14 protein-coding genes are annotated in these 19,720 nt (G+C 46.3%); 3 read left to right on the top strand and 11 right to left on the bottom strand.

The genetic code is table 11. The features are described 5' to 3' along the window. Positions 1-72: 72 nt before the first annotated feature. Positions 73-1,755 carry an alkaline phosphatase family protein gene (locus tag AB6E85_RS04985; protein ID WP_372141695.1) on the top strand — a complete coding sequence of 561 codons (1,683 nt, stop codon included), beginning with the start codon at positions 73-75 and terminating at the stop codon, positions 1,753-1,755. 138 nt (positions 1,756-1,893) lie between these two features. On the opposite strand, the gene AB6E85_RS04980 is transcribed toward AB6E85_RS04985, so the two are convergent. Next, entirely contained in the window at positions 1,894-2,988 is a 1,095-nt protein-coding gene (locus AB6E85_RS04980) for a substrate-binding domain-containing protein (RefSeq protein ID WP_372141694.1), read from the bottom strand. An 81-nt stretch (positions 2,989-3,069) separates the two neighbouring features. Between AB6E85_RS04980 and AB6E85_RS04975 the strand changes: the two genes are divergently transcribed. Beyond that, positions 3,070-4,188 carry a substrate-binding domain-containing protein gene (locus AB6E85_RS04975; protein WP_372141693.1) on the top strand — a complete coding sequence of 373 codons (1,119 nt, stop codon included), beginning with the start codon at positions 3,070-3,072 and terminating at the stop codon, positions 4,186-4,188. Beyond that, positions 4,185-6,659, top strand: a complete 2,475-nt coding sequence (locus tag AB6E85_RS04970) for an EAL domain-containing protein (protein WP_372141692.1) — start codon at positions 4,185-4,187, stop codon at positions 6,657-6,659. Before AB6E85_RS04975 ends, AB6E85_RS04970 begins: the two co-directional genes overlap by 4 nt. A 62-nt stretch (positions 6,660-6,721) precedes the next feature. On the opposite strand, the gene yegS is transcribed toward AB6E85_RS04970, so the two are convergent. From yegS to AB6E85_RS04920, 10 genes are all read right to left on the bottom strand, one after another. Further along, positions 6,722-7,627, bottom strand: a complete 906-nt coding sequence (yegS, locus tag AB6E85_RS04965) for a lipid kinase YegS (protein WP_372141691.1) — start codon at positions 7,625-7,627, stop codon at positions 6,722-6,724. 19 nt (positions 7,628-7,646) lie between these two features. Then, a complete protein-coding gene (locus tag AB6E85_RS04960) occupies positions 7,647-8,552 on the bottom strand; it encodes a LysR family transcriptional regulator (RefSeq protein WP_048613320.1) in 906 nt (301 codons plus the stop codon). A gap of 78 nt (positions 8,553-8,630) precedes the next feature. Continuing rightward, on the bottom strand, positions 8,631-10,013 hold the full coding sequence (locus tag AB6E85_RS04955) for a BatD family protein (RefSeq protein ID WP_372141689.1): 1,383 nt from the start codon (positions 10,011-10,013) through the stop codon (positions 8,631-8,633). Continuing rightward, positions 10,010-11,716, bottom strand: coding sequence for a VWA domain-containing protein (locus tag AB6E85_RS04950; protein ID WP_372141688.1), 1,707 nt, complete (start codon positions 11,714-11,716; stop codon positions 10,010-10,012). The genes AB6E85_RS04955 and AB6E85_RS04950 overlap by 4 nt, the downstream gene beginning before the upstream one ends. Further along, on the bottom strand, positions 11,709-12,788 hold the full coding sequence (locus tag AB6E85_RS04945) for a VWA domain-containing protein (protein ID WP_050650505.1): 1,080 nt from the start codon (positions 12,786-12,788) through the stop codon (positions 11,709-11,711). Before AB6E85_RS04945 ends, AB6E85_RS04950 begins: the two co-directional genes overlap by 8 nt. Continuing rightward, positions 12,781-13,341, bottom strand: coding sequence for a DUF4381 domain-containing protein (locus AB6E85_RS04940; protein WP_372141687.1), 561 nt, complete (start codon positions 13,339-13,341; stop codon positions 12,781-12,783). Before AB6E85_RS04940 ends, AB6E85_RS04945 begins: the two co-directional genes overlap by 8 nt. Next, positions 13,342-14,304, bottom strand: coding sequence for a DUF58 domain-containing protein (locus AB6E85_RS04935; RefSeq protein WP_048608531.1), 963 nt, complete (start codon positions 14,302-14,304; stop codon positions 13,342-13,344). Between the two features lie 12 nt (positions 14,305-14,316). Then, complete coding sequence (locus tag AB6E85_RS04930; RefSeq protein ID WP_052879668.1) at positions 14,317-15,300, bottom strand: MoxR family ATPase; 984 nt, start codon at positions 15,298-15,300, stop codon at positions 14,317-14,319. A gap of 95 nt (positions 15,301-15,395) precedes the next feature. Then, positions 15,396-17,804 (bottom strand): tetratricopeptide repeat protein, encoded by a 2,409-nt coding sequence (locus AB6E85_RS04925; protein WP_372141685.1) that lies wholly within the window; start codon positions 17,802-17,804, stop codon positions 15,396-15,398. A gap of 192 nt (positions 17,805-17,996) precedes the next feature. Continuing rightward, complete coding sequence (locus AB6E85_RS04920; RefSeq protein WP_017060009.1) at positions 17,997-19,544, bottom strand: arylsulfatase; 1,548 nt, start codon at positions 19,542-19,544, stop codon at positions 17,997-17,999. Positions 19,545-19,720 lie beyond the last annotated feature (176 nt).

The raw sequence follows: 19,720 nt of genomic DNA, 5'->3' as shown, positions 1-19,720 counted from the left end.
AGAAATCTGGCCAAACGTTAGAAACCTGACCAAACATTAGAACTCAGCGGCAATAGTGAATAAGGAAACTCTATGCAATACACCAAGCTTTCAGGACTAACCCTCGCGTTACTCTGCGCTCTTCCCGCTTCGGCTGCGGAAAAGCCAAATCTAGTCCTTCAAATCACGGTAGATGGCCTGCGCGCAGATCTAATCGAGCGATATAAGCACAACTTCGGTGAAGGCGGTTTCCGGTACTTAATGGATGATGGTACCTACTACACCAACGCGAACTACCAACATGGCAACACGGAAACGATTGTGGGCCATGTATCGCTTGCAACCGGCGCTCCACCGAGCGTACACGGCATGGTAGGTAACGTTTGGTATGACCGTAGCGAAGAACGTTTGGTGTATAACGTAGAAGACGGTAACTACCAAATGCTGACCTCTGGTGCGGGTGTCGATAAAGCAACAGAGATCGACCCAACGCAGAAGACAGCACAAGGCGACGGCCGCTCTCCTGAGCCAATACTCTCCACCACGTTTGGTGATGAGCTGACTATTTCCAATAGTGGCAAATCAAAAGTGTTCGGTGTATCTGTGAAAGACCGCGGCGCAATCTCATTGGCGGGACACAGCGGTAAAGCCTTCTGGTTCTCCAAAGCACAATCTGAGTTTGTCACCAGTAACTATTACTACGACGAGTATCCAGATTGGGTATCACGCTGGAACGAGAAAGCGATTGCTGCTCAGTATTCCAAACAGAAATGGGAGCTCTCATTACCGCGTGAGAAATACACGTTGCAAGAACACGATACCGAACACAAAGTGAAACTCGGTGATTTCCAACGTACCTTCCCTCACCCATACGGCCCGGCAAGTTACAAGTACTACAGCACCACCCTAACCGTCAGCCCTGCTGGTGACGAGATCACGGAAAACTTCGCTAGCACCTTGTTGATGCAAGAGAAGCTTGGCCAAGGCGACGTGACTGATTATCTGTCAGTGAGTTTCTCATCAAATGACTACGTGGTGCACCTTTACGGCCCTGAAAGCCTAGAAACAGAAGACAACCTTATCCGACTTGATAAGACTCTTGCTAAGCTTTTCAAAACCGTGGATAACCAAGTCGGGTTAGAAAACACATTAATTGTGCTGTCTGCCGACCACGGCGTTCCTGAATCTTCACCTGCGGCAAATGCGCTTGGCTTCAATCAAGCTCAATACTTCAATAAAGACACACTACTCTCGAGTGGTGTTGAGAAACGATTGAAGGATGAATTTGGTCTAACCAAAGACGCGATTCGCTTGTATGCGCAACCTTATATCTATCTGAATCATGATCTGATCGCTGAGAAGAAGCTTGAACTTGCTAAGGTACAAGAAGCCATTGCTGATGAGATTGCAAAAGTGAAAGGCGTTGCGTTTGCTGTATCAAGCAGTGATATCGCAGCCAACCGAGTCCCAGATACGCATGTAATGCAGCTAATTAAAAACAACTACCACCCTGCTCGCTCTGGCGACGTGTACGTGGTATTTGCACCGCGCAGCTACATTAACGACATGGAAGGACTCCAGATTGCCTCTACACATGGTTCTCCATGGAAATATGACACACATGTGCCGGTGATCTTCGCAGGTTACGATGTTGAGGCTCAGAAGGTATCACGAGCAGTGACGCCTTATGACATTGCACCGACACTGTCGAACAAACTGGGGATCACCCAACCAAGTGGGTCTATTGGAGAAGTGCTACAAGAAATCACGGAGTAGACTCAATCTCTAAGGTTTCGTTTGCTAGATTTCGAATCCAGCACCCACTCAATAAAAGAGCCGTTTATCTAATTCTGACTCACTAGGTCGAAACAGATAAACGGCTCTTTGGTTGATAACGGATAGATTGAATCGAACCTAATTCTTGCCCGAGTAACGAAACGCTTCTCTGGTTAGCTGATTTAATTGGTCGTCATTCATCTTGTTGTGCACAACGGTGATACGACCTAAATAAACCAACGGGACTTCTGCCTCTCTCTCTTCCAAGTGAAATTTAATCGCTTCAGCCGTTGCCACACCAAGGTCATCACTCATTCGCATAGGCGTCGCGTCTAATTCATCGGAACGAATCTTTTCTATCTCTTTCGCAGTACCGCCCCAACCCGTCACATAGATTTCAGACAACATGTCAGCCTTGTTTAAAGCATCCACCGCTCCCATGGTCATCGCAGTATTAGCATTGTGAACCATGGTCACTTCGGGGAAGTTACCGAGTACCAAACGAATCCCATCAGCGCCACCTATCTTCTGGTATTGCCCGAAGTGCTCATATACCGTTAACCAATCGCCTTTTTCTTCTACGCAATCAATGAAACCTTGTGAACGTTGAGTATCTGTTATTCCCGGAATTCCTCGATTGGCTGAAAACTCGACTTCATTTCCGAGTTCTTTCACCACATGGTCACAAAGCACCTCAGCCCCCATCGCGCTTGAGAAATCAAACCAGCTGTCTGGTTGATGTTTCCATTGCTCATTCGGTGTGTGAAACGCCCAAATAAAGGTTTTGAAATCTTTGGAAGCGGACAGTTTTTGAATGTTGCCGGCTTGGATACCCAGTTCAGAAGGACCAAAAATGACGAAGTCATAAGGCGTCTCAGAATTCAGGACTTGCTCGGTGTATTGGGTTTGTAATGAGTGCTCAATTTGCCTTGAGGTAAACTCACTGATCTCAAAAGGCAGATCCAAAGCGATGAGCCTTTCCTTCAATGCAGTGTAATTTCTTGTCCAAAAGTCAGAAATATCTGCACTTGGATAAATCAGCGCAATTCTTACCGGTTTTTCTACCGACATCGGAGCTAATGAAATTGGCTCGCCACTTACAGTCTCTTGAAATTTTTCAAGTTTCTTTACATCAGCCTCAGACTTTACCCCGTCAGCATTGACGTACAAAGGGAGGCAAAAACATGCTGTCAGTAGAGTTGGTAAAACATTTTTATAAAGTTGACCCGGCATAACTGTTACCAAATGTTTGAATGTTTATTAACAATATTATAAATATAGAGCGATTATAAGTTAAAGCGTTTTATAAGCCATATGAATAAGAGATTAAATTTTGCGAGTTTGTTGCTCGCTACTACTTGCTACTCTCAGAGTTTTGCGGGTAATCATGAAGACGATTTCTTCCAATATGCTGAAGAAAAAGTGATGCGTGCGGTTTCCAATCAGAGAACTTGGGATGGCCCAATGCAAGGCCCTGCGGTGCGTCATGAAAAAAACGTTATTTTTGTCGCGTCTGATTTACGTAATGGTGGCGTTTACGGGGTGGGTAAAGGCATCTCCGAGGCCATATCAAACATCAATTGGCATCTGAGGTTCATTGATGGTTTAGGCTCAGAAGTACGTCAGGGTGCAGCTATCCGAAAAGCGATTGGCTTTGAACCCGACGCCATTGTGCTTGGAGGCATTGATGCTGTTCGACACAAAACCATTTTGAAACAAGCGGAAGATCGCGGAATCGTTGTCATTGGCTGGCACGCGACTGAACTGGTCGGTGGCAACCCTGAAATCGGCTTATACACCAACATCACAACCGACCCTCTCGATGTGGCAGAGGTAGCCGCGCTACTCGCGATTGTGAACTCAAATGGGCGAGCAAAAACCGTGGTGTTTACCGACCCGAACTACGAAATTGCGATGATCAAAGCCAACGCGATGGTCAACACCATCAAGCGTTGCGGGACCTGTGACGTACTTGATCTGAACTACTTACCGCTCGATAAAATTGCCGAACAGATGCCTGCGACGTTGAAGAACCTTGATGAGCAATATGGCGAAAAAATAACGCATATCTTAGCCATCAACGACCTCTACATTGATTATGCGATCCCTTCTTTGGAATCTAACCTCGAAGAGTATCGACTAATACCACAAAACATTTCAGCGGGTGACGGCAGCAAAGCCGCGTACAAAAGAATCAATAGCGGTCAATTCCAACTGGCAACTGTACCTGAACCCTTATATCTACAAGGTTGGCAAATTGTCGACGAGCTCAATCGAGCATTCAACCAGATGCCTCCAAGTGGCTACTCTGCCCCTGTGCATCTCGTCACGCCCGATAATGTTGAAGAACTCATCAGCCAGTCAGACAAAGGCATCTACGACCCTAAAAATGGCTACCGTGAAGCGTATCTGAAAATTTGGAAGCCACAATGAAACTACCTCAGATAAACATCACCCAACGGCTCATTATTTCGAATCTGGTTTCGCTTTTGATTGTGAGCCTTGCGGTCATCATGGTGATCCGCTCGCTCTATTACGTCGAGTCAACGCTCAAAACGGAAACCTCGACACACGTGTCAGATTTGATTGTTAACTCTGAAATCAGTCGTCGCGTGTTTACGCTCACCTCTCGAGTTAAGCTGCTGGAACAGACTTTTTTGTTCAGTGAAACCACGCTGTCTGAAGAAGCGTTCAATGTTGATTTCCAACTGCAACGACTGAGAGATCTCTCGACCAACGAAGGTTTCTCGCAAAAGATCGATGCCTTTATCGATAACTTCCACCGTTTCTTAGGCAGTTCGCTAGCACTGAATCGAATCCTTAAGCAGACTAATCAAATCGACGCCACCTTAGCCGAACAACTTGATCAACTCGAATTTGCGATAGCCGACAGCAAGCTAAAACACTTAGACCAACCTAATTTCATTCGTTATAACAATGAATTAGATCTCATCAACATGTTGAGAGAGTCGTTCCTCACCTCAGGAAAAATGGTCGGTGACATTCACAGTCGCATCACGCCAGAAACGGAGAAAGTCCTGCTTATCGAGGTCGAGAAAGAGCTCGATATATTTTTGCTCCATTTAGAAAACGTTGATATCGAAACAACAGCGGTGATTGCTGAGAAGAAAAGAATCAATCGAACGGTGAAACGATACAACGCCGCTTTAAAACGCATTCGAGCGAATCTGGAACAGCGTTGGTTGGTGATGGCATCACTGCTAGTTGCCCAAAGTGATTTGTTGGAGATGGTAGAAAAAACCGAATCACGCGTACAAAACCAAGCCTTAGAACTGACAGACCAGCTTGAAAAAGAGATTGGTCTATCAAGGCTCAATGCGATTGTTATCAGCATTTCAGCCGTCGTATTGTCGATGTTGCTGGTTAGCCACGTTGTAAGACACCACATTCGAAAACCACTCAATGCCCTTAGGCATGGCTTCGACCGTTTAGAATCCGGTAGCCTCAAAAACCCGATCAACTTGGGCAGAAGTGACGAATGGTCTCACTTAGAAAAAGCCTATAACGACATGGCTTTAAGACTGTCTGAGGCCTATCTCGACCTCACTGAAGAGAAGAAGAACTTCGACTTCCTCGCGCACCATGACCCACTGACGAATTTGGCTAATCGACTGTTGGCCACCAAACAATTGGATGAAGAGATTAGAAAATCCAGTGAGAGCAACGCCTCTTTCTTACTGTTTTATCTCGATATTGATGAATTTAAGACCATTAACGACTCCTTAGGGCATGCGCCCGGAGACAACTTATTAGTCAATGTCTCTGACATCCTGAGTAGCTTAGTCGGCGATAAAGGCTTTGTTGCTCGAATGGGTGGCGACGAGTTCTTGGTTGTGTATTCCAACGTTGGCCTAGAAGAAGGTGAACCGATCGCCGATCGCTTGAATCAAGCATTAAGAAAGCCGTATTACATCGATAATAATTCTATCTTCGTCTCCGCGAGTATTGGTGTGTGTGAGTACCCTACTCATGGTTTGGATCGTGAAACCTTAATTCGCAACGCGGATACCGCCATGTATCACGCCAAGCGCAATGGTAGAGACCAGTACAGAATCTACGCGGATAAAATGACCCACGAAGTGAACGACTTAATCGAAACCAACAACGGGCTTCATCAAGCGATAGCTAACGACGAGCTTGAAGTTTTCTTCCAACCCAAAGTCGACTTAGACTCACAAGGCATCATTGGCGCCGAAGCACTTATTCGCTGGCGACACCCTAAATTGGGCTTACTGCCACCGATTGATTTCCTTGAAGTGGCAGAGAAAAGTGACCTCATTATCGACATCGATAAGTGGGTGTTCAAGAAAGTAGCGAACTTGATTACTGAATGGCAACGAACGGGAATCGACCTACAAGGCGTGATTTTCTCAATCAATTTCTCAGCGCGAATGTTCTACATGACCGACCTCGCCGAGCAGCTACAAGTGATACTGGATGAAACGGATTGCCAACCTCATCAATTGCTACTCGAGATTACCGAAAGAGACATGATGCGTGATTTTGAAACCTGTTCGAGAACCATTGAGGTACTTCATTCTAAAGGTTATAAGATTGCTATCGATGATTTTGGTACGGGTTACTCTTCGCTGTCGGTATTGAAGAATCTTTCAGCTGATTGCGTAAAGTTAGATCGAAGCTTTATTGAAGATATTAACTCATCAAAGGTTGATTACGAGATTACTTGCGCGGTGCTTAAACTCGCACAAATACTCGATTTTTCGGTGATTGCAGAAGGCCTTGAAACCCAGAGCCATGTGAAGACACTGCGCCAGATCGGTTGTAAATACGCTCAGGGCTATTTCTTTGCGCGTCCTTTGCCGATTGATGACTGGTTGTCTTACTTTTTGCTTAATTCAGAGCAAACGCCAAAAGAGGCATAACGAATCTTAACGGAGTGAATGACCCAATCGGTCGATCACTCCGTTTACCCAACCGAAGTGGTTTACCGGTTTTTCACCAAACAAGGACTGTTTTCTGGCAACACCAAACAAATGCTAGATGGCATGACTTCAAAACGTATTTGGTTGGAACGATACGGTTCACCGTCTAAGTTAATTGGCAGTGATTGTGGGAAATCTATCTCTAACCAGCGAGCTTGAGTATGGACAATGTATTTGCCGTCGTCGGCTGGATGCTTGAGCTCTTCGATGACTTTTGGCAAATCAGAAGCCACAAAGGTTTTGACCAAAGTAAGATCCATCAAACCATCATCAATCAATGCATTTGGCGCTAACTCTTGTCCTCCACCCGCTAATCGACCATTACAAAAAGCACCCACAAGGATCTCCCCGGTAAAGCTGCCTTTGTCTATGGTCAACGTGCCACTGTAAGGCTTAAAGCCTAGTGCTTTCACCACACCTGTTAGTGTATACGCACCGCCACCGAGAAAATCTTTAAGCTCGACTGGCGTTTCAGCTGTGACTTCAGCACCAAAACCCGCCGCAGCGACATTCATAAAGTAGCGGTCATTCGCACGCACGCTATCAACAGCAAACGCCTTGCCTTCCAGCGCTAGTTCAAAAGCACCCGAAATATCATTAGGTATTCCCGTTGCGGTAGCAAAATCATTCGCCGTGCCCATCGGGATAATCGCCAGTTGTGGTCTTTCACTGGCACGGAACTGGTTGAGCGCGTTAACGGCTTCATTCACCGTTCCATCGCCACCCGCCACAATCAGACGCTTAACACCATCGCATATTGCCTCACTTACCAAACGGAACATGTCCGACGATTCCCAAGTCACTCTAACTGGCAGGTCAATATCATTGTCCCTCGCCGCAAAGATGGCTTGCCTTAGTTCCGGGATATTGGCTTTCTTTCCGTTTAAAATCGCGCGAATGCTTTCCATGGCTATGTCCTTGTATAGGCTAACTTGATAACTCTTTTGCTGCCGCTTTGATCTTAGCTCGTAACCACTTATGGCTTGGTTCATTAGTGCGGCTTGGATGCCAAATCATACACATATCAAGATCTTCCAACTCGAAGGGTAATGGCAGTGTTTTTACGGCGTACTTTTCAGCAAAACAACGCACCGATGAAATAGGCATTACTCCGATGTACTCAGAGCCTTCGATAACAGGAAGCATCTCTACAACGCCCGCTGCGCGATACACGATTCTACGTTTCTCAAGGTCACTGTAGTGCTCAGAGCTTAATAAGCTTTTGCGCGCATGCCACCTAGAGACCACCACATGCTCGAGTGCTAAGAACTGTTCCATATCGATCGTATCGCCAACCGTAGGGTGATCACTACTACACACCACGACTAGCTCTTCTGTAGAAATCACCTCATGCTTAAGCATGGTTCTTCCTTTAGGCGTCATATCAACAATCACGTCATGTCTTTGAAGCCTTAAATCGGACTCATAGTCTTCGGTAAACAGCGGGTGAACCTCTAACGCGATACCTGGCGCGACTTGGCTGATTAACTGCATGACTTTTGGCATCATTTCGTAGCTCGCTGCCGAGACGCAGGCAATGGAAAACACACGGCCAGATGTTTTAGGATCGAAGTCTCTTGATGCGGACAAGGTAGAAGTAAAGTTTTTAAGTGCGGCAGCCATTGCAGGATAGATATCAATAGCAAATGTGGTTGGCTCTACGCCTGATGTGGTGCGGTGAAACAGTGGCTCATCATAGATATCTCTCAACCTTGCAAGTGCTTTACTCACTGCTGGTTGGCTTATATCCATGCGATTAGCAGCCCTAGATAAGTTCTGCTCTTCATAGATAGCAACAAATATAGGAATTAGATTTAGTTCGGTACTTTTCATACAGTTCCATATTAAAGAAGCAGGTTCCCCATAGTAGAGAACCTGCCGATTATGTTCGATGCGAATGACTAAAGTTTGCTACTTAGTTCTATCTTTTAAGTCTGGCAAGGCTTTAGGGATTTTCAAGCGAGCGGCAATTGAACGAGGTTTACTCTGGCTTGATTTGTCGTCGGGCAAGTTACGTAACCCTTTCCATAAACGAGTGAACACGTTTTTATCTTCACTTCCTTGTTGAAGGGCTTCGCTATCTTCTAGCCAACGCTTTTGTCCGTTCGCTTTACCCAGTTGCTCTTTATCAAGTTGCGCTTTATTCAGTTCTAACTGAGAGGTTTCGTTTCGCAATTGACGGTAGATAAAGGTTCTTAATGCAGCCCAATTACCTTGCTTGAGTAAACGACGTAATACCAACCAACTTGGTGTTGGACGATTTGCGTAGTAACGCTTAACGGAAACAATCAACGCAATGCAGACTAATAACGCCAAACCAACAGTAATAAACACCGACATGTAGGCTTTGATGAAAGATTGGACTGTGTGTTTGGCTTCAAACACTTCTCCTTTTATCACCACGTTTTCAAGGCGTTGATTTTTGCTGTCCCACCACTGAAATGAAAACTCCGGCAGAGTAAACTCACCACCTTGTTGAATCACATATACCGTCTCTTCAACTCGGCTTGAGCGATAATCACCTCGTTCTTGAGTATCATCCAAACGGTTGGGCTGTGGGTAAGCTTGGAACTGCTGAGTGGACTCATTGGTTAGCACGTCTGGCAGCAACACAGAAAGGCTGTCTTTTGCCTTAATCGTGATAGTTCGAGTAATAGCATCGCCAACTTTTAGCTCTTCACTTGAGCGTTGCCATTGCTGCTCTACATCGACTTCTGTCGCAGAAAACCAAGGCGTTTCATTATCGAGTAAACCTGAAGGCGACGAAGCTTCAAACTTAATCGGCTGCGTGTAAAGCGTACCGCCCACGTTTGAACCATCAGGAGCAGAAACTTGGATACGAACCGGTACGGTTGGAATAACAAACTCGCCAGAAGTCATCGGATAAAGTGTCACTTCCCAACGCTGACGTGACCATGTAGTACCACCGACTCTTTCTGTGTAGTTCGTCGCAAGTTGATTACGCTGCTTAGCGATCACGTTAGGGATTTCGATACTGCCAATTCGAGTGCCGCCTGTTAACCAGCGCGGTGTCGCCACCTCAATGTTCAGAATGACCTGCTCATTTACGCTGACTTTGGTCGGCGTTATCTTGTCGCCTGACTTGGGTTTCTCACCGACCCAAGCGATAAGCTCAACGTCACCACTTTTTTGCAAATCGAAGATATCGGCAGCTGAAGCAACAGCAGGAAAAAACCAACTCAACATAAGAGTCATCGACAGCAACCATGTACGGGCTGTGAATCGCACTCCCTTTGATTGAATCGCTTCAAGAGCTAAATCATATCGACTCATTGTGCTTGCTCCTGTTTTGGCGTCTGTTCGATAGACGGTGCAGGGTCTCTTAATTGAATTTGAAATTTCGACTTCAAGAAGAACTTAGGATCCGCTTCGACGCGTTTTAACCACTTGTCGGCAAGCTCTTGGCTGCCCAAGATTTCATTGGCGTTAAGCGTTTCCTTGAGCATCAATTCCGCTACCGTTTCTTCTTCAGCACCATCACCCGTTCGCGGCTGATCGTCTTCGAGTTCTAAAGATTCTTCAGGGCCATCTGTGGTTCCAGACTGGCTTTCACTGGTTCGGTTTACCTCTTCGACAATTCCACTAAGCACAGCAAGATTGTTCTCCACATCCGTTCTTAGTTCTGGTGACAGATCCTCTTTCTCGCTTAATGATTTCAAAAGGTCTCGCGCAGCAAGGTATTCACGCTGCCTGGCTAACGCGCTCGCCGCGTTGTACAAACCAAGGTCAGTTTTGGTTTGCAGGAATGCACTGTGAGCGAGCTTAAAATCACGAGCATAGTAATAAGCCGCGCCCTTTCGCATTGGGTCAGTAAAATGTTTGGCAGCTTGAAGGTACTCTTTCTGGTTCAACAAACGTTGACCTTGTTGGTCGGGCGTTAGCCATAAGTCCCACCACCATTGAGTGGTCTTATCCCAAGCTGTAAGCGACTCCACCACAACGGGTTTCTCAGCAATTAAGTTGACTGTTTTCGCCAAAGTGCTTGGTGAATAAATACTGCCTGAAATCACTAGGCCAACGACACACCACTGTACCAACCATCCTTTTCTGAACCACAACAACATGATGATCGCCATTGGAATAAGCAGACCATAGCCCATGTCTTTCCATGGCATTGAAGATTCGCCGTTAAGCTGCATGTTTCTTTCAACCGCTCTGTTCAGTTGTTGGATATCCGAATCATCAACGGTCACCTCAATTACTCGACCACCGGTCTTGTTTGATAAATTGCGCAATGAATCAAGGTCGACAGGGTTATCGCTCACCACATCGCTATTTCCGGCAGCCAAAATCAGCAACTGATACGGGTTTTCGTTAAAGAAGGTTTCAAAAGCTCGTGTCGTACTTGGATTCACACCATCTGATACCAACAACACTGACGAGCCTAACTCACCAGACAATTGTTGGTTTATGAGTGGCAACGCTTCTTCTGCTGATTTACCTGAAACCGGCATGATGTCGGGTGTAATAGCCGCAAGAAACGGTTCGAATACCTTACTGTCTTGAGTGACGGGCATCGCCACGTGTGCGCTGCCTGCATAAACCACTAAGCCCGTATTACCACCTTTGCGAGCGGCCAATAAGTCTCTAATTTTCTGCTTAGATCGTTCCAAGCGACTTGGAGGCAAATCCTTAGCGAGCATAGATTCACTATTATCAAGAACTACCAACATCGACGCTTTGTCTTCACCAAAAGGCGAAGCCTCACGCTGCCATGTTGGGCCAGAACAGATAATGATGGCGATAGTCACAATCACTACCAATAGCTTCAACGGCAGTTGCTTGCGCCAGCCTGTTTCGCCAATCGTCAATGCATCACGTAAATGTGCAGGTAAAATGTCTTTCCACGTTGGTTTTGTCTCTTCTCTCCAACGAATCCATAACAGGAAAAACATTGGGATAAAGGCCAACAACCATAATGGTCGGATAAAATGAAACTGGGTAAAGAACTGTTGTATCGTGAGAGAATCAGGCATCACTCTCTCCTTTCAAATTCTTAGCCGAAGAAGCGAGCAGCGATCTTCGGCGTATCGTTGCTAAGCTGAATGCGGTCAAATACATCACTACCACAATCGCCATCAAGTAGTGGTGCAGCCCCTGTTTAGGGCGATAAGTGGTACTTTCATACAGCTGAGGTTCTAATTCACCGATCTGAGCATAAGCTTTGGTCAGTTCGTCGCGGTTAAGCGCTTCAAAGGCTTCGCCTCCAGACTCTTGAGCCACACGCTTAATGGTTTCCATATCCAGAGCAACCTCTCCAACGGTTTGCGGATCGCCCATCGCAATAACGTGAATTCGAACGCCTTTAGCCTTCGCGACTTTTGCGGCATCGATAGGCTCAACAAAGCTTCCCGTATCATTGCCGTCTGTTAATACGATCACGACTTTCTCTTTTTCGTTGGTGTCGACGTTTGAATCTTGAACGGCAGCACTTTGCTTTTCACTCTGTTCAAACACCTTGATCGCAAGGCCGATTGCATCACCTAGGTGGGTACTTTGCCCTGCCATCGCGACATCGGTTTGATTAAGCAATTCAAGCCAGACATCTTGGTCCGCGGTAAATGGTGTTTGTACAAACGCTGCATCACCAAACAAGATCAAACCGAGTCGGTCCCCTTTTCTGGTTTTCGCAAAATCGGCTAACACCTCTTTGGTCGCATCTAAACGAGAGATTTTATCGCCTTGTTTAGAGGTAAAATCTTGCTCCGCCATTGAGCCAGACAAATCGACCACCACCATCACATCACGACCTAATTGTTCACGAACCTGTGGCTCACCAAGAATGGTTGGTTTCGCTAACGCGCACACAACCAATACCCAAGTAATTATGAGCGTGGTTCGTTGCCACCAGCTTGGTGTTAACTGGCTTGCACCTTCTGACGGCGCTTCCCCAATCGCGTCAACCAGATCTCGAAAAAATGGCACCTTAATCGCCATTTGCTTAGTCCGATAAGCTGGCACCGCAAAGTAGACCAACAACGGCAGAGGCAGCGCGATAAACCATAGCGGGTGCGCAAATTCAAAGCTGGCAGATAAAACATCAAACATTGTCTTGCCCCTCAGCCATTACCTGTACATTCGGTTTTGTTTGTACATCGGGTTTATGAAGCTTTAGCCACATCATCGCGGTTTGAATCACCTCTAAACGCTGTTCAAAGCTCAAACGGACATTAGGGTCAATTAAGCTCTGCATCCATAATTCCGAAACTTCATCGGCAAAGAACGCATTGCTGTTTTCACTGGTGTTAGCGCTAACAGGCAGATAAGCATTCAAACGGTTTACATAGGCTTGGCCAAACAGCTTGGCATTGCTGCTGTCTAGGTAACGAAGCACCACTTTGAGGACTTTAAAGGTTCGTTCGGTTGAGTTTTTGTCTCGTGCATCCAATACCATGAGCTCTTGAAGCGCTTCTTTACGATAACGGTTATTCCACCATCTCTGCGCCAAACGATAAGCCAGATAGATGACAACCAACAGCAAGGCAACGCCGAGGATCTTCCAACCAATGGTTTGCGGCATCCAGCTCACACTCTCAGGAATTGCTACATCGTGCAGATCGCGAAGGATATAAGTACTTGGAGGCGTATGTTCAACGGCCATCTAGCGCCCTCCCACCAGCTTTTGCAGCTGTGATATGTGATTGCCCGAGGTGTCTAATTCGATATAAGGAAGGTTTTTCATCGCCATCAATTTAGCAAGGGACTGCTTCTGGAGTGCCGCTTTTTGGGCAAGGCTTTCACTTGCGAGGTTAACCTTAGATTGGCTATCCAGATTCAGTTGAAAGCGACCATCACCTACCACCCAGTTTGCGCTTGCCAGATCTTGAGGCAACGATTGTTCTAATGGATCGGTGACCATAATGGCTAAGATATCGTTGTGTTGTTGCAGTTGCTTTAGTCGGTCAAGATGTTGCTCTTGGCAATCTCGCCAATCACTAATAAAGATTAAGGTCGATTGCTTTAATCTCATTCGTTTGATCAGTTCAATCCACTGGCTAAACCCAACACCTTCGCTATCGCTCACACTGACACCTAAGCTTTGATTGGCTTTGGTAAGATGTTTTAGCTGAGCCAATAAATCCGATTGAGAACGTTGCGCTTTGGTATGAAAGAGCTTTTGATGTGAGGCTAAAACGAAGCCGACACGGTCACCATCTTTCAGCACTCGCCATCCACACAATGCTGCGACTTCAGCGGCCACAACAGATTTCATGGTATTCTGAGAAGCAAAGAACATCGAGCTGCGTTGATCAACACAGATCATCACATTACGGTCTTTCTCTTCGGTATAACTACGAACATGAGGTTTACCTGTTCGCATCGTAACTTTCCAATCGAGGTTACGAATGTCATCACCAAGTTGGTAGTGACGTAACTCCTCGAAATTCAAGCCTCGACCACGGAACAATGAATTGTGTCTACCCGACAGCACGCTGCCCGCCTTTAGGTGAGGCAATAGAGAAAACGACTCAGCTTGAGCCTGAATTCGCACTAACCTTGAGTAATCACAATACAGTCGTGGATCAAGGCCTTGCGATCTGGGAGCTTGTGTTGGCTTCGCCATGACGCCCCCTAGTTATCCAATCTCAACATTATCGAGCAGTTCTTCAACCACTCTTTGATGGTCAATACCATCGGCCAATGCGTCGTAAGACAGCGAGAATCGGTGACCTAACACGGTTGGCAACATGGCACGCACATCGTCTAACGTGACGTGGTCACGCCCTTGTAGCCATGCATAAGCGCGAGCACATTTATCCAACGCGATGGAAGCACGCGGGCTTGAACCAATCTCAATCCATTTAGACAAGTTTGATTCTGGGTAACGCTCTGGCTTACGAGTCGCCATCACCAAGGCCACAATGTAGTTCTCAACTAAATCGGAAACGGCAATGTCTGGAAGTTGGCGGCGAGCCTCAAGCACCAACTCAGGTTCAATATGCTCCGGAGTGACTAATTCTGAACTCGTCTCGCTACCCAACTCTTCACTGCGGACTAGTCGAATGATGTCACGTTCCGCTTCATCTTCTGGATAGTCGACCGTCACTTTCATAATGAAACGGTCCATTTGTGCTTCAGGCAGTGGATACGTTCCTTCTTGCTCAACTGGGTTTTGCGTAGCGAGGACCATGAACAGATCTGGCAGAATATGAGTTTGACCACCCACCGTAATCGTCCCTTCCGCCATCGCTTCAAGCAGAGCCGCTTGTACCTTTGCGGGCGCACGGTTCACTTCATCGGCTAATACAATGCTATTGAAAATAGGACCCGGTTGGAAATGCAGTTGAGGCTTTCCATCAAGCTCCTGATACACCTCCGTGCCCGTCACATCAGATGGCAGCAGGTCTGGCGTAAATTGAATTCGACCAAAACTGGTGTTCAGTAGATTCGCCAGCGATTTTACTGAGCGAGTTTTCGCTGTACCGGGAAGTCCCTCTAAAAGCACATGGCCATTAGTCAATAACCCTATCACCAGAGCCCGAACGACGTGGCTCTGACCGATAACACTTTTCTCTGTTTGTTCAATCAGTTGGTTTATTGCTTGTTGCGCATGGTTCATAGGTCTTCCCTTAATTCAATCTGGCTGCGTACATCCTACTCACAAGCCCCATAACTATTAGTTATAAGCTCGATAGCCAAGCTCACCTCATCGCTTTATTTAAACCTAGCTTTCAATTGGTTAATGGCCTCCGGCGGAGCCACTTTGCTCAATGATGAAATACATTGCTCAAACGCCTTTGGTACGCCCGGTATATGGCTGTTTCGCGCCAACACTTCACACTGGGCATACAGGTGCTGTGGGTTACGGCTAAATTGGTAAGCCTTATGCAGTGATTGACTTGCCGCAAGCACATCCGATTTTTCCAAAGCCAATCCGTACACATACCAATATTGAGGGTCGGTTTGTGCAGTTTCAGCAGCTTGTTTAAGGTAGTCCGTTGCTTGTTCGTAATCTTTCACACGAAGCAAAGATAACCCTGTGCTGTATGGTAATACACTCGATTTAGGCTGAGCTTCAATACCTTGCTTCAAGGTCGACAACGCTTTTGCTTCGTTACCTTGCGCTCGATACAGATCCGCCAAGTTGGCGTAGCTGTTTTCGAAGTAAGGCTCAATCTCGATAGCACCTAAATAGAACTCAATCGCTTTATCGTGCTGGCCTAAATCTCGGTAAACGTTACCTAGGTTAGTGCGTCCAAACCCTCTGTCGGCATTAAATTGCTGTATCTCAATGTACTCTTCCAGTGCAGGTTTGATTTGGTCTTTCTGCAAAGGGTTCATTTCTCCCCAGTAACGCACTAATGCGCCTCCGGTTTCTGAACGAATCGACAATACAGGATCTTTCAGTAGCGGCTCTAGAATCTGCCAACGATCAGTAAATGGGAAACCAGACGAGCCTTGCACCACACCCAAACGGATCATCTCGTCATCGTGTTTCACCGCTCTTGCCAGCGAGATAAGCGTATTCTTACCCGTATTACCGCCCAAACGTTCTAAGCTCGATGCTCGAATGATATTGCTTAAGCTGGAATCCTGAGCCGAATACGCCAACGCATCCTCTGCCCCTCGGTGCCCTATTGAGTCAGCATAAAAGGCCACGGCAAAATGCTGCTGATTACGATACTTAGAATCTGGGAACCATTCGCCGATTTGCTTATCTGCCCACTGGTCGGTTTGATCTTCATGACAGCTAGTGCACACGTTCGGCGTTTTAATGTGTTGGCTAATATCAGGACGTGGGATATGCCAACTGTGGTCACGCCTTGGATCCACCTCCATGTAAGTCGTCTCTGGCATGTGACAAGTCGTGCATTGTGAGGCTTCGGTATTGGCTTCGTGGAATGTGTGCTTTTCAGGCGTGTATTCCGATGCAATGTGACATTGGCTACACACGGCTTCTTCCGCAATTTTTAGTTCAGCGGTATGGGGATCGTGGCAGTTAGTACATGTAACGCCTTTTTCCGCCATCACGGATTGAAGGAAAGATCCGTAAACGTAATCTTCATCGTAGATTTGACCATCGTTATGGTAAAGCTCAGGAGTAATTAAGCTCAGGCGATACTTATCAAAGAATGATCCGTTTACGTGGTCACCTGTTTCATTCAACTGAGTACGTCGGCTGTGGCATTGAGCACAGGTTTGAACTTGGTTGGTATGGATGATGTCTTTTGGTTGCAGGGTTGAATTACCCTCTTGATAGATCCATTCTTTGACCGACTTCGACAAGTCGCGATCAAAACCATAATGCGCCGAGACTTGAACATCCTTTCCGCCGTTAGCTTTGGCTAGCTTGGCCTGCTCAACGTGCTCGCTTGCAGGGCCATGACACGCTTCACAACCAACATTAATCTCAGACCAAGTAGTGTTGTAAGTATTGCTCGCGCTGTCGTAGTTTTTCTCTAGATTCGTTGAATGGCAATCAGCACACATGAAGTTCCAGTTTTGACCGCTGTTGGTCCAGTAGAATTCATCAGTGTTGGTGGTATCAGGATAGAGGTGAAACCAGCGTTGACCGCCTTCGCCTTCAGTGCGAGAGTCCCAAGCGAAAGGAATCAACTGTACACGGCCGTCTTCAAATTCAACCATGTATTGTTGTAGTGGTTCAAAGGCAAAGGTATAGCTGATTTTGTAATCTTTAAACTGGCCGTCTGGCCCTTCGATATTGACCCAGAACTCTTCGCCCTTGCGAAAAAATCGGTTGGGTTTACCGTCATGAGTGACTGTTTGATCGTTGAAATCGCCTAATACAGATTCGTCTGTAGCGTGCTTCATCGCCATATCATGATGAGAGCCCTCCCACGCTTCGACTTCTTCACTATGACAATCAATACACGCTTCCGAACCGACATACGTGGCTTTAGAGCCGATAGGTAAAGCGTCAGAGCTAACGTGTGAAGCTACAGAACTGGTCTTTGAAATATCAGAGTTGATATTAGGATCTTGCTCGTTGGCATAAGCGTTCAAACTGAACAGCGATAACATCAGTGAAGACAAGATTGCGGATAATACTGCGACTCGCTGGTGTTTCAATCCGTTTACCAGTGAGCACAACCATGCAGACATAACATTCCTTGTTTTTATACATCCTTATGCTTAATAAGGTAGACGTAAAAACAACGAATTTACAATTATTTAGTGGCAATGAGCTCCATAGTTGTGACTCGTATTCACGACCGGGATTTACTCATCGATATGCGCATAAAAAAAGAGCTCCTAAGAGCTCTTCAATCTGTTCAGTCTCACTCAAACAATCACTTACTTGTTATGAGATTCCTGAAGTTTTTCCATTACCTGATCCAAGCTAAAGCTCGCGGCTTTTTGGCGTGGCGGATATTCAGCAAAGGTTTCTAGGAACTTGCCTACATACGCTTGTGCTGGAACGAACATATAAGCGTGGTCTAACAACCAGTCGTAGTATGTGTTCGATGTAATGTCGGCGTTTTCGTATGGGTCCATACGCAGGTTAAACAGCTTAGGAAGACGTAATGTCACGAACGGTTCAGCCCAGATTTGCATGGTACCCGTTGCACGCTGCTCCATGAACACCGCTTTCCACTGGTTGTAACGAAGCGCCGCTAAATCACCATCATCGGTAAAGTAGAAGATCTCCGAGCGACGGCCTTTCTCTTCTTCACCCGTTAGGTAAGGCAGGAAGTTGTAACCATCTAAGTGAACCTTGAACGTTTTATCACCGGCAGTATGACCTTTGAGTAGTTTCTCTTTGATTTGGTCATCACCAGCAGCGGCAACGAAGGTTGGCATCCAGTCCATATGGTGCATGATTTCGTTGGATACGGTTCCTGGTTCAATCTTACCAGGCCAACGAACCATGGCTGGTACACGGTATGCGCCTTCCCAGTTGGTGTTTTTCTCACCACGGAACGGGGTTGTACCCGCATCAGGCCAAGAGTTCATGTGAGGGCCGTTATCCGTTGAGTAGAAAACGATGGTGTTGTCTTTGATTCCCAACTCGTCCACTTGCTTCAATAGTTGCCCAACGTGTCGATCGTGCTCAACCATACCATCAGCGTAGTTACCAACACCGGTTACGCCTTTACTATCAGCTTTCACGTGCGTTCTAAAGTGCATACGTGTTGCGTTCCACCAAACGAAGAATGGTTTGTCCGCTTTCACTGCGCGATCCATGAAATCAAGTGCCGCGTCTAATGTTTCTTCATCGACCGTTTCCATACGCTTACGCGTTAGTGGACCAGTATCTTCAATCTTGCCATCAGCAAATGATTTGATAACGCCACGAGGGCCAAATTTCTTACGAAACTCTGGGTCAGTTGGATAATCTTCATTTTCTGGTTCTTCTTCAGCATTTAGGTGGTAAAGGTTGCCAAAAAATTCGTCAAACCCGTGTGCTGTTGGAAGGAATTCATCTTTATCGCCAAGGTGGTTTTTACCAAATTGACCTGTCATGTAACCCATAGGTTTCAGCATTTCTGCGATTGTCGCGTCTTCTGCTTGTAAGCCAATGTCTGCGCCCGGCAAGCCTACTTTACTCAAACCCGTTCGTAATACACTTTGTCCCGTAATAAAGGTAGATCGACCCGCAGTACAAGATTGCTCTGCATAGTAATCGGTAAACATCATCCCTTCTTTCGCGATGCTATCAATATTCGGAGTTTTGTAACCCATGAGACCGAAGGTGTATGCACTCACATTGGATTGACCAATATCGTCCCCCCAAATGACCAATATATTTGGCTTTTCTGCCGCAAAAGTGGCGCTGGACGCGGCCATCATTGCTGTACCCAAAATCGCTAATCGACGTTTAGCGCCATATTTCGCTGTCATAGAAACCTCTTCGTAAGTTATTTGCATCCTGCCCTACAACGTATAGTTCATTTTTTACGCATGCGCGAGATTCCCTAAGCTATTAATCTTTTTGTCATTTTCATTGAGATACGGATACAGAAATCATCGATAAGGTTTACGCCAACAAACATGATAAGGATCACACATACAAACTA

Source organism: Vibrio sp. 10N.247.311.51, from assembly GCF_041467855.1.
Lineage (GTDB): Bacteria > Pseudomonadota > Gammaproteobacteria > Enterobacterales > Vibrionaceae > Vibrio > Vibrio coralliirubri.
The sequence above is the reverse complement of the archived record's forward strand: the minus strand, read 5'-3'. Positions and strand labels throughout refer to the sequence as shown.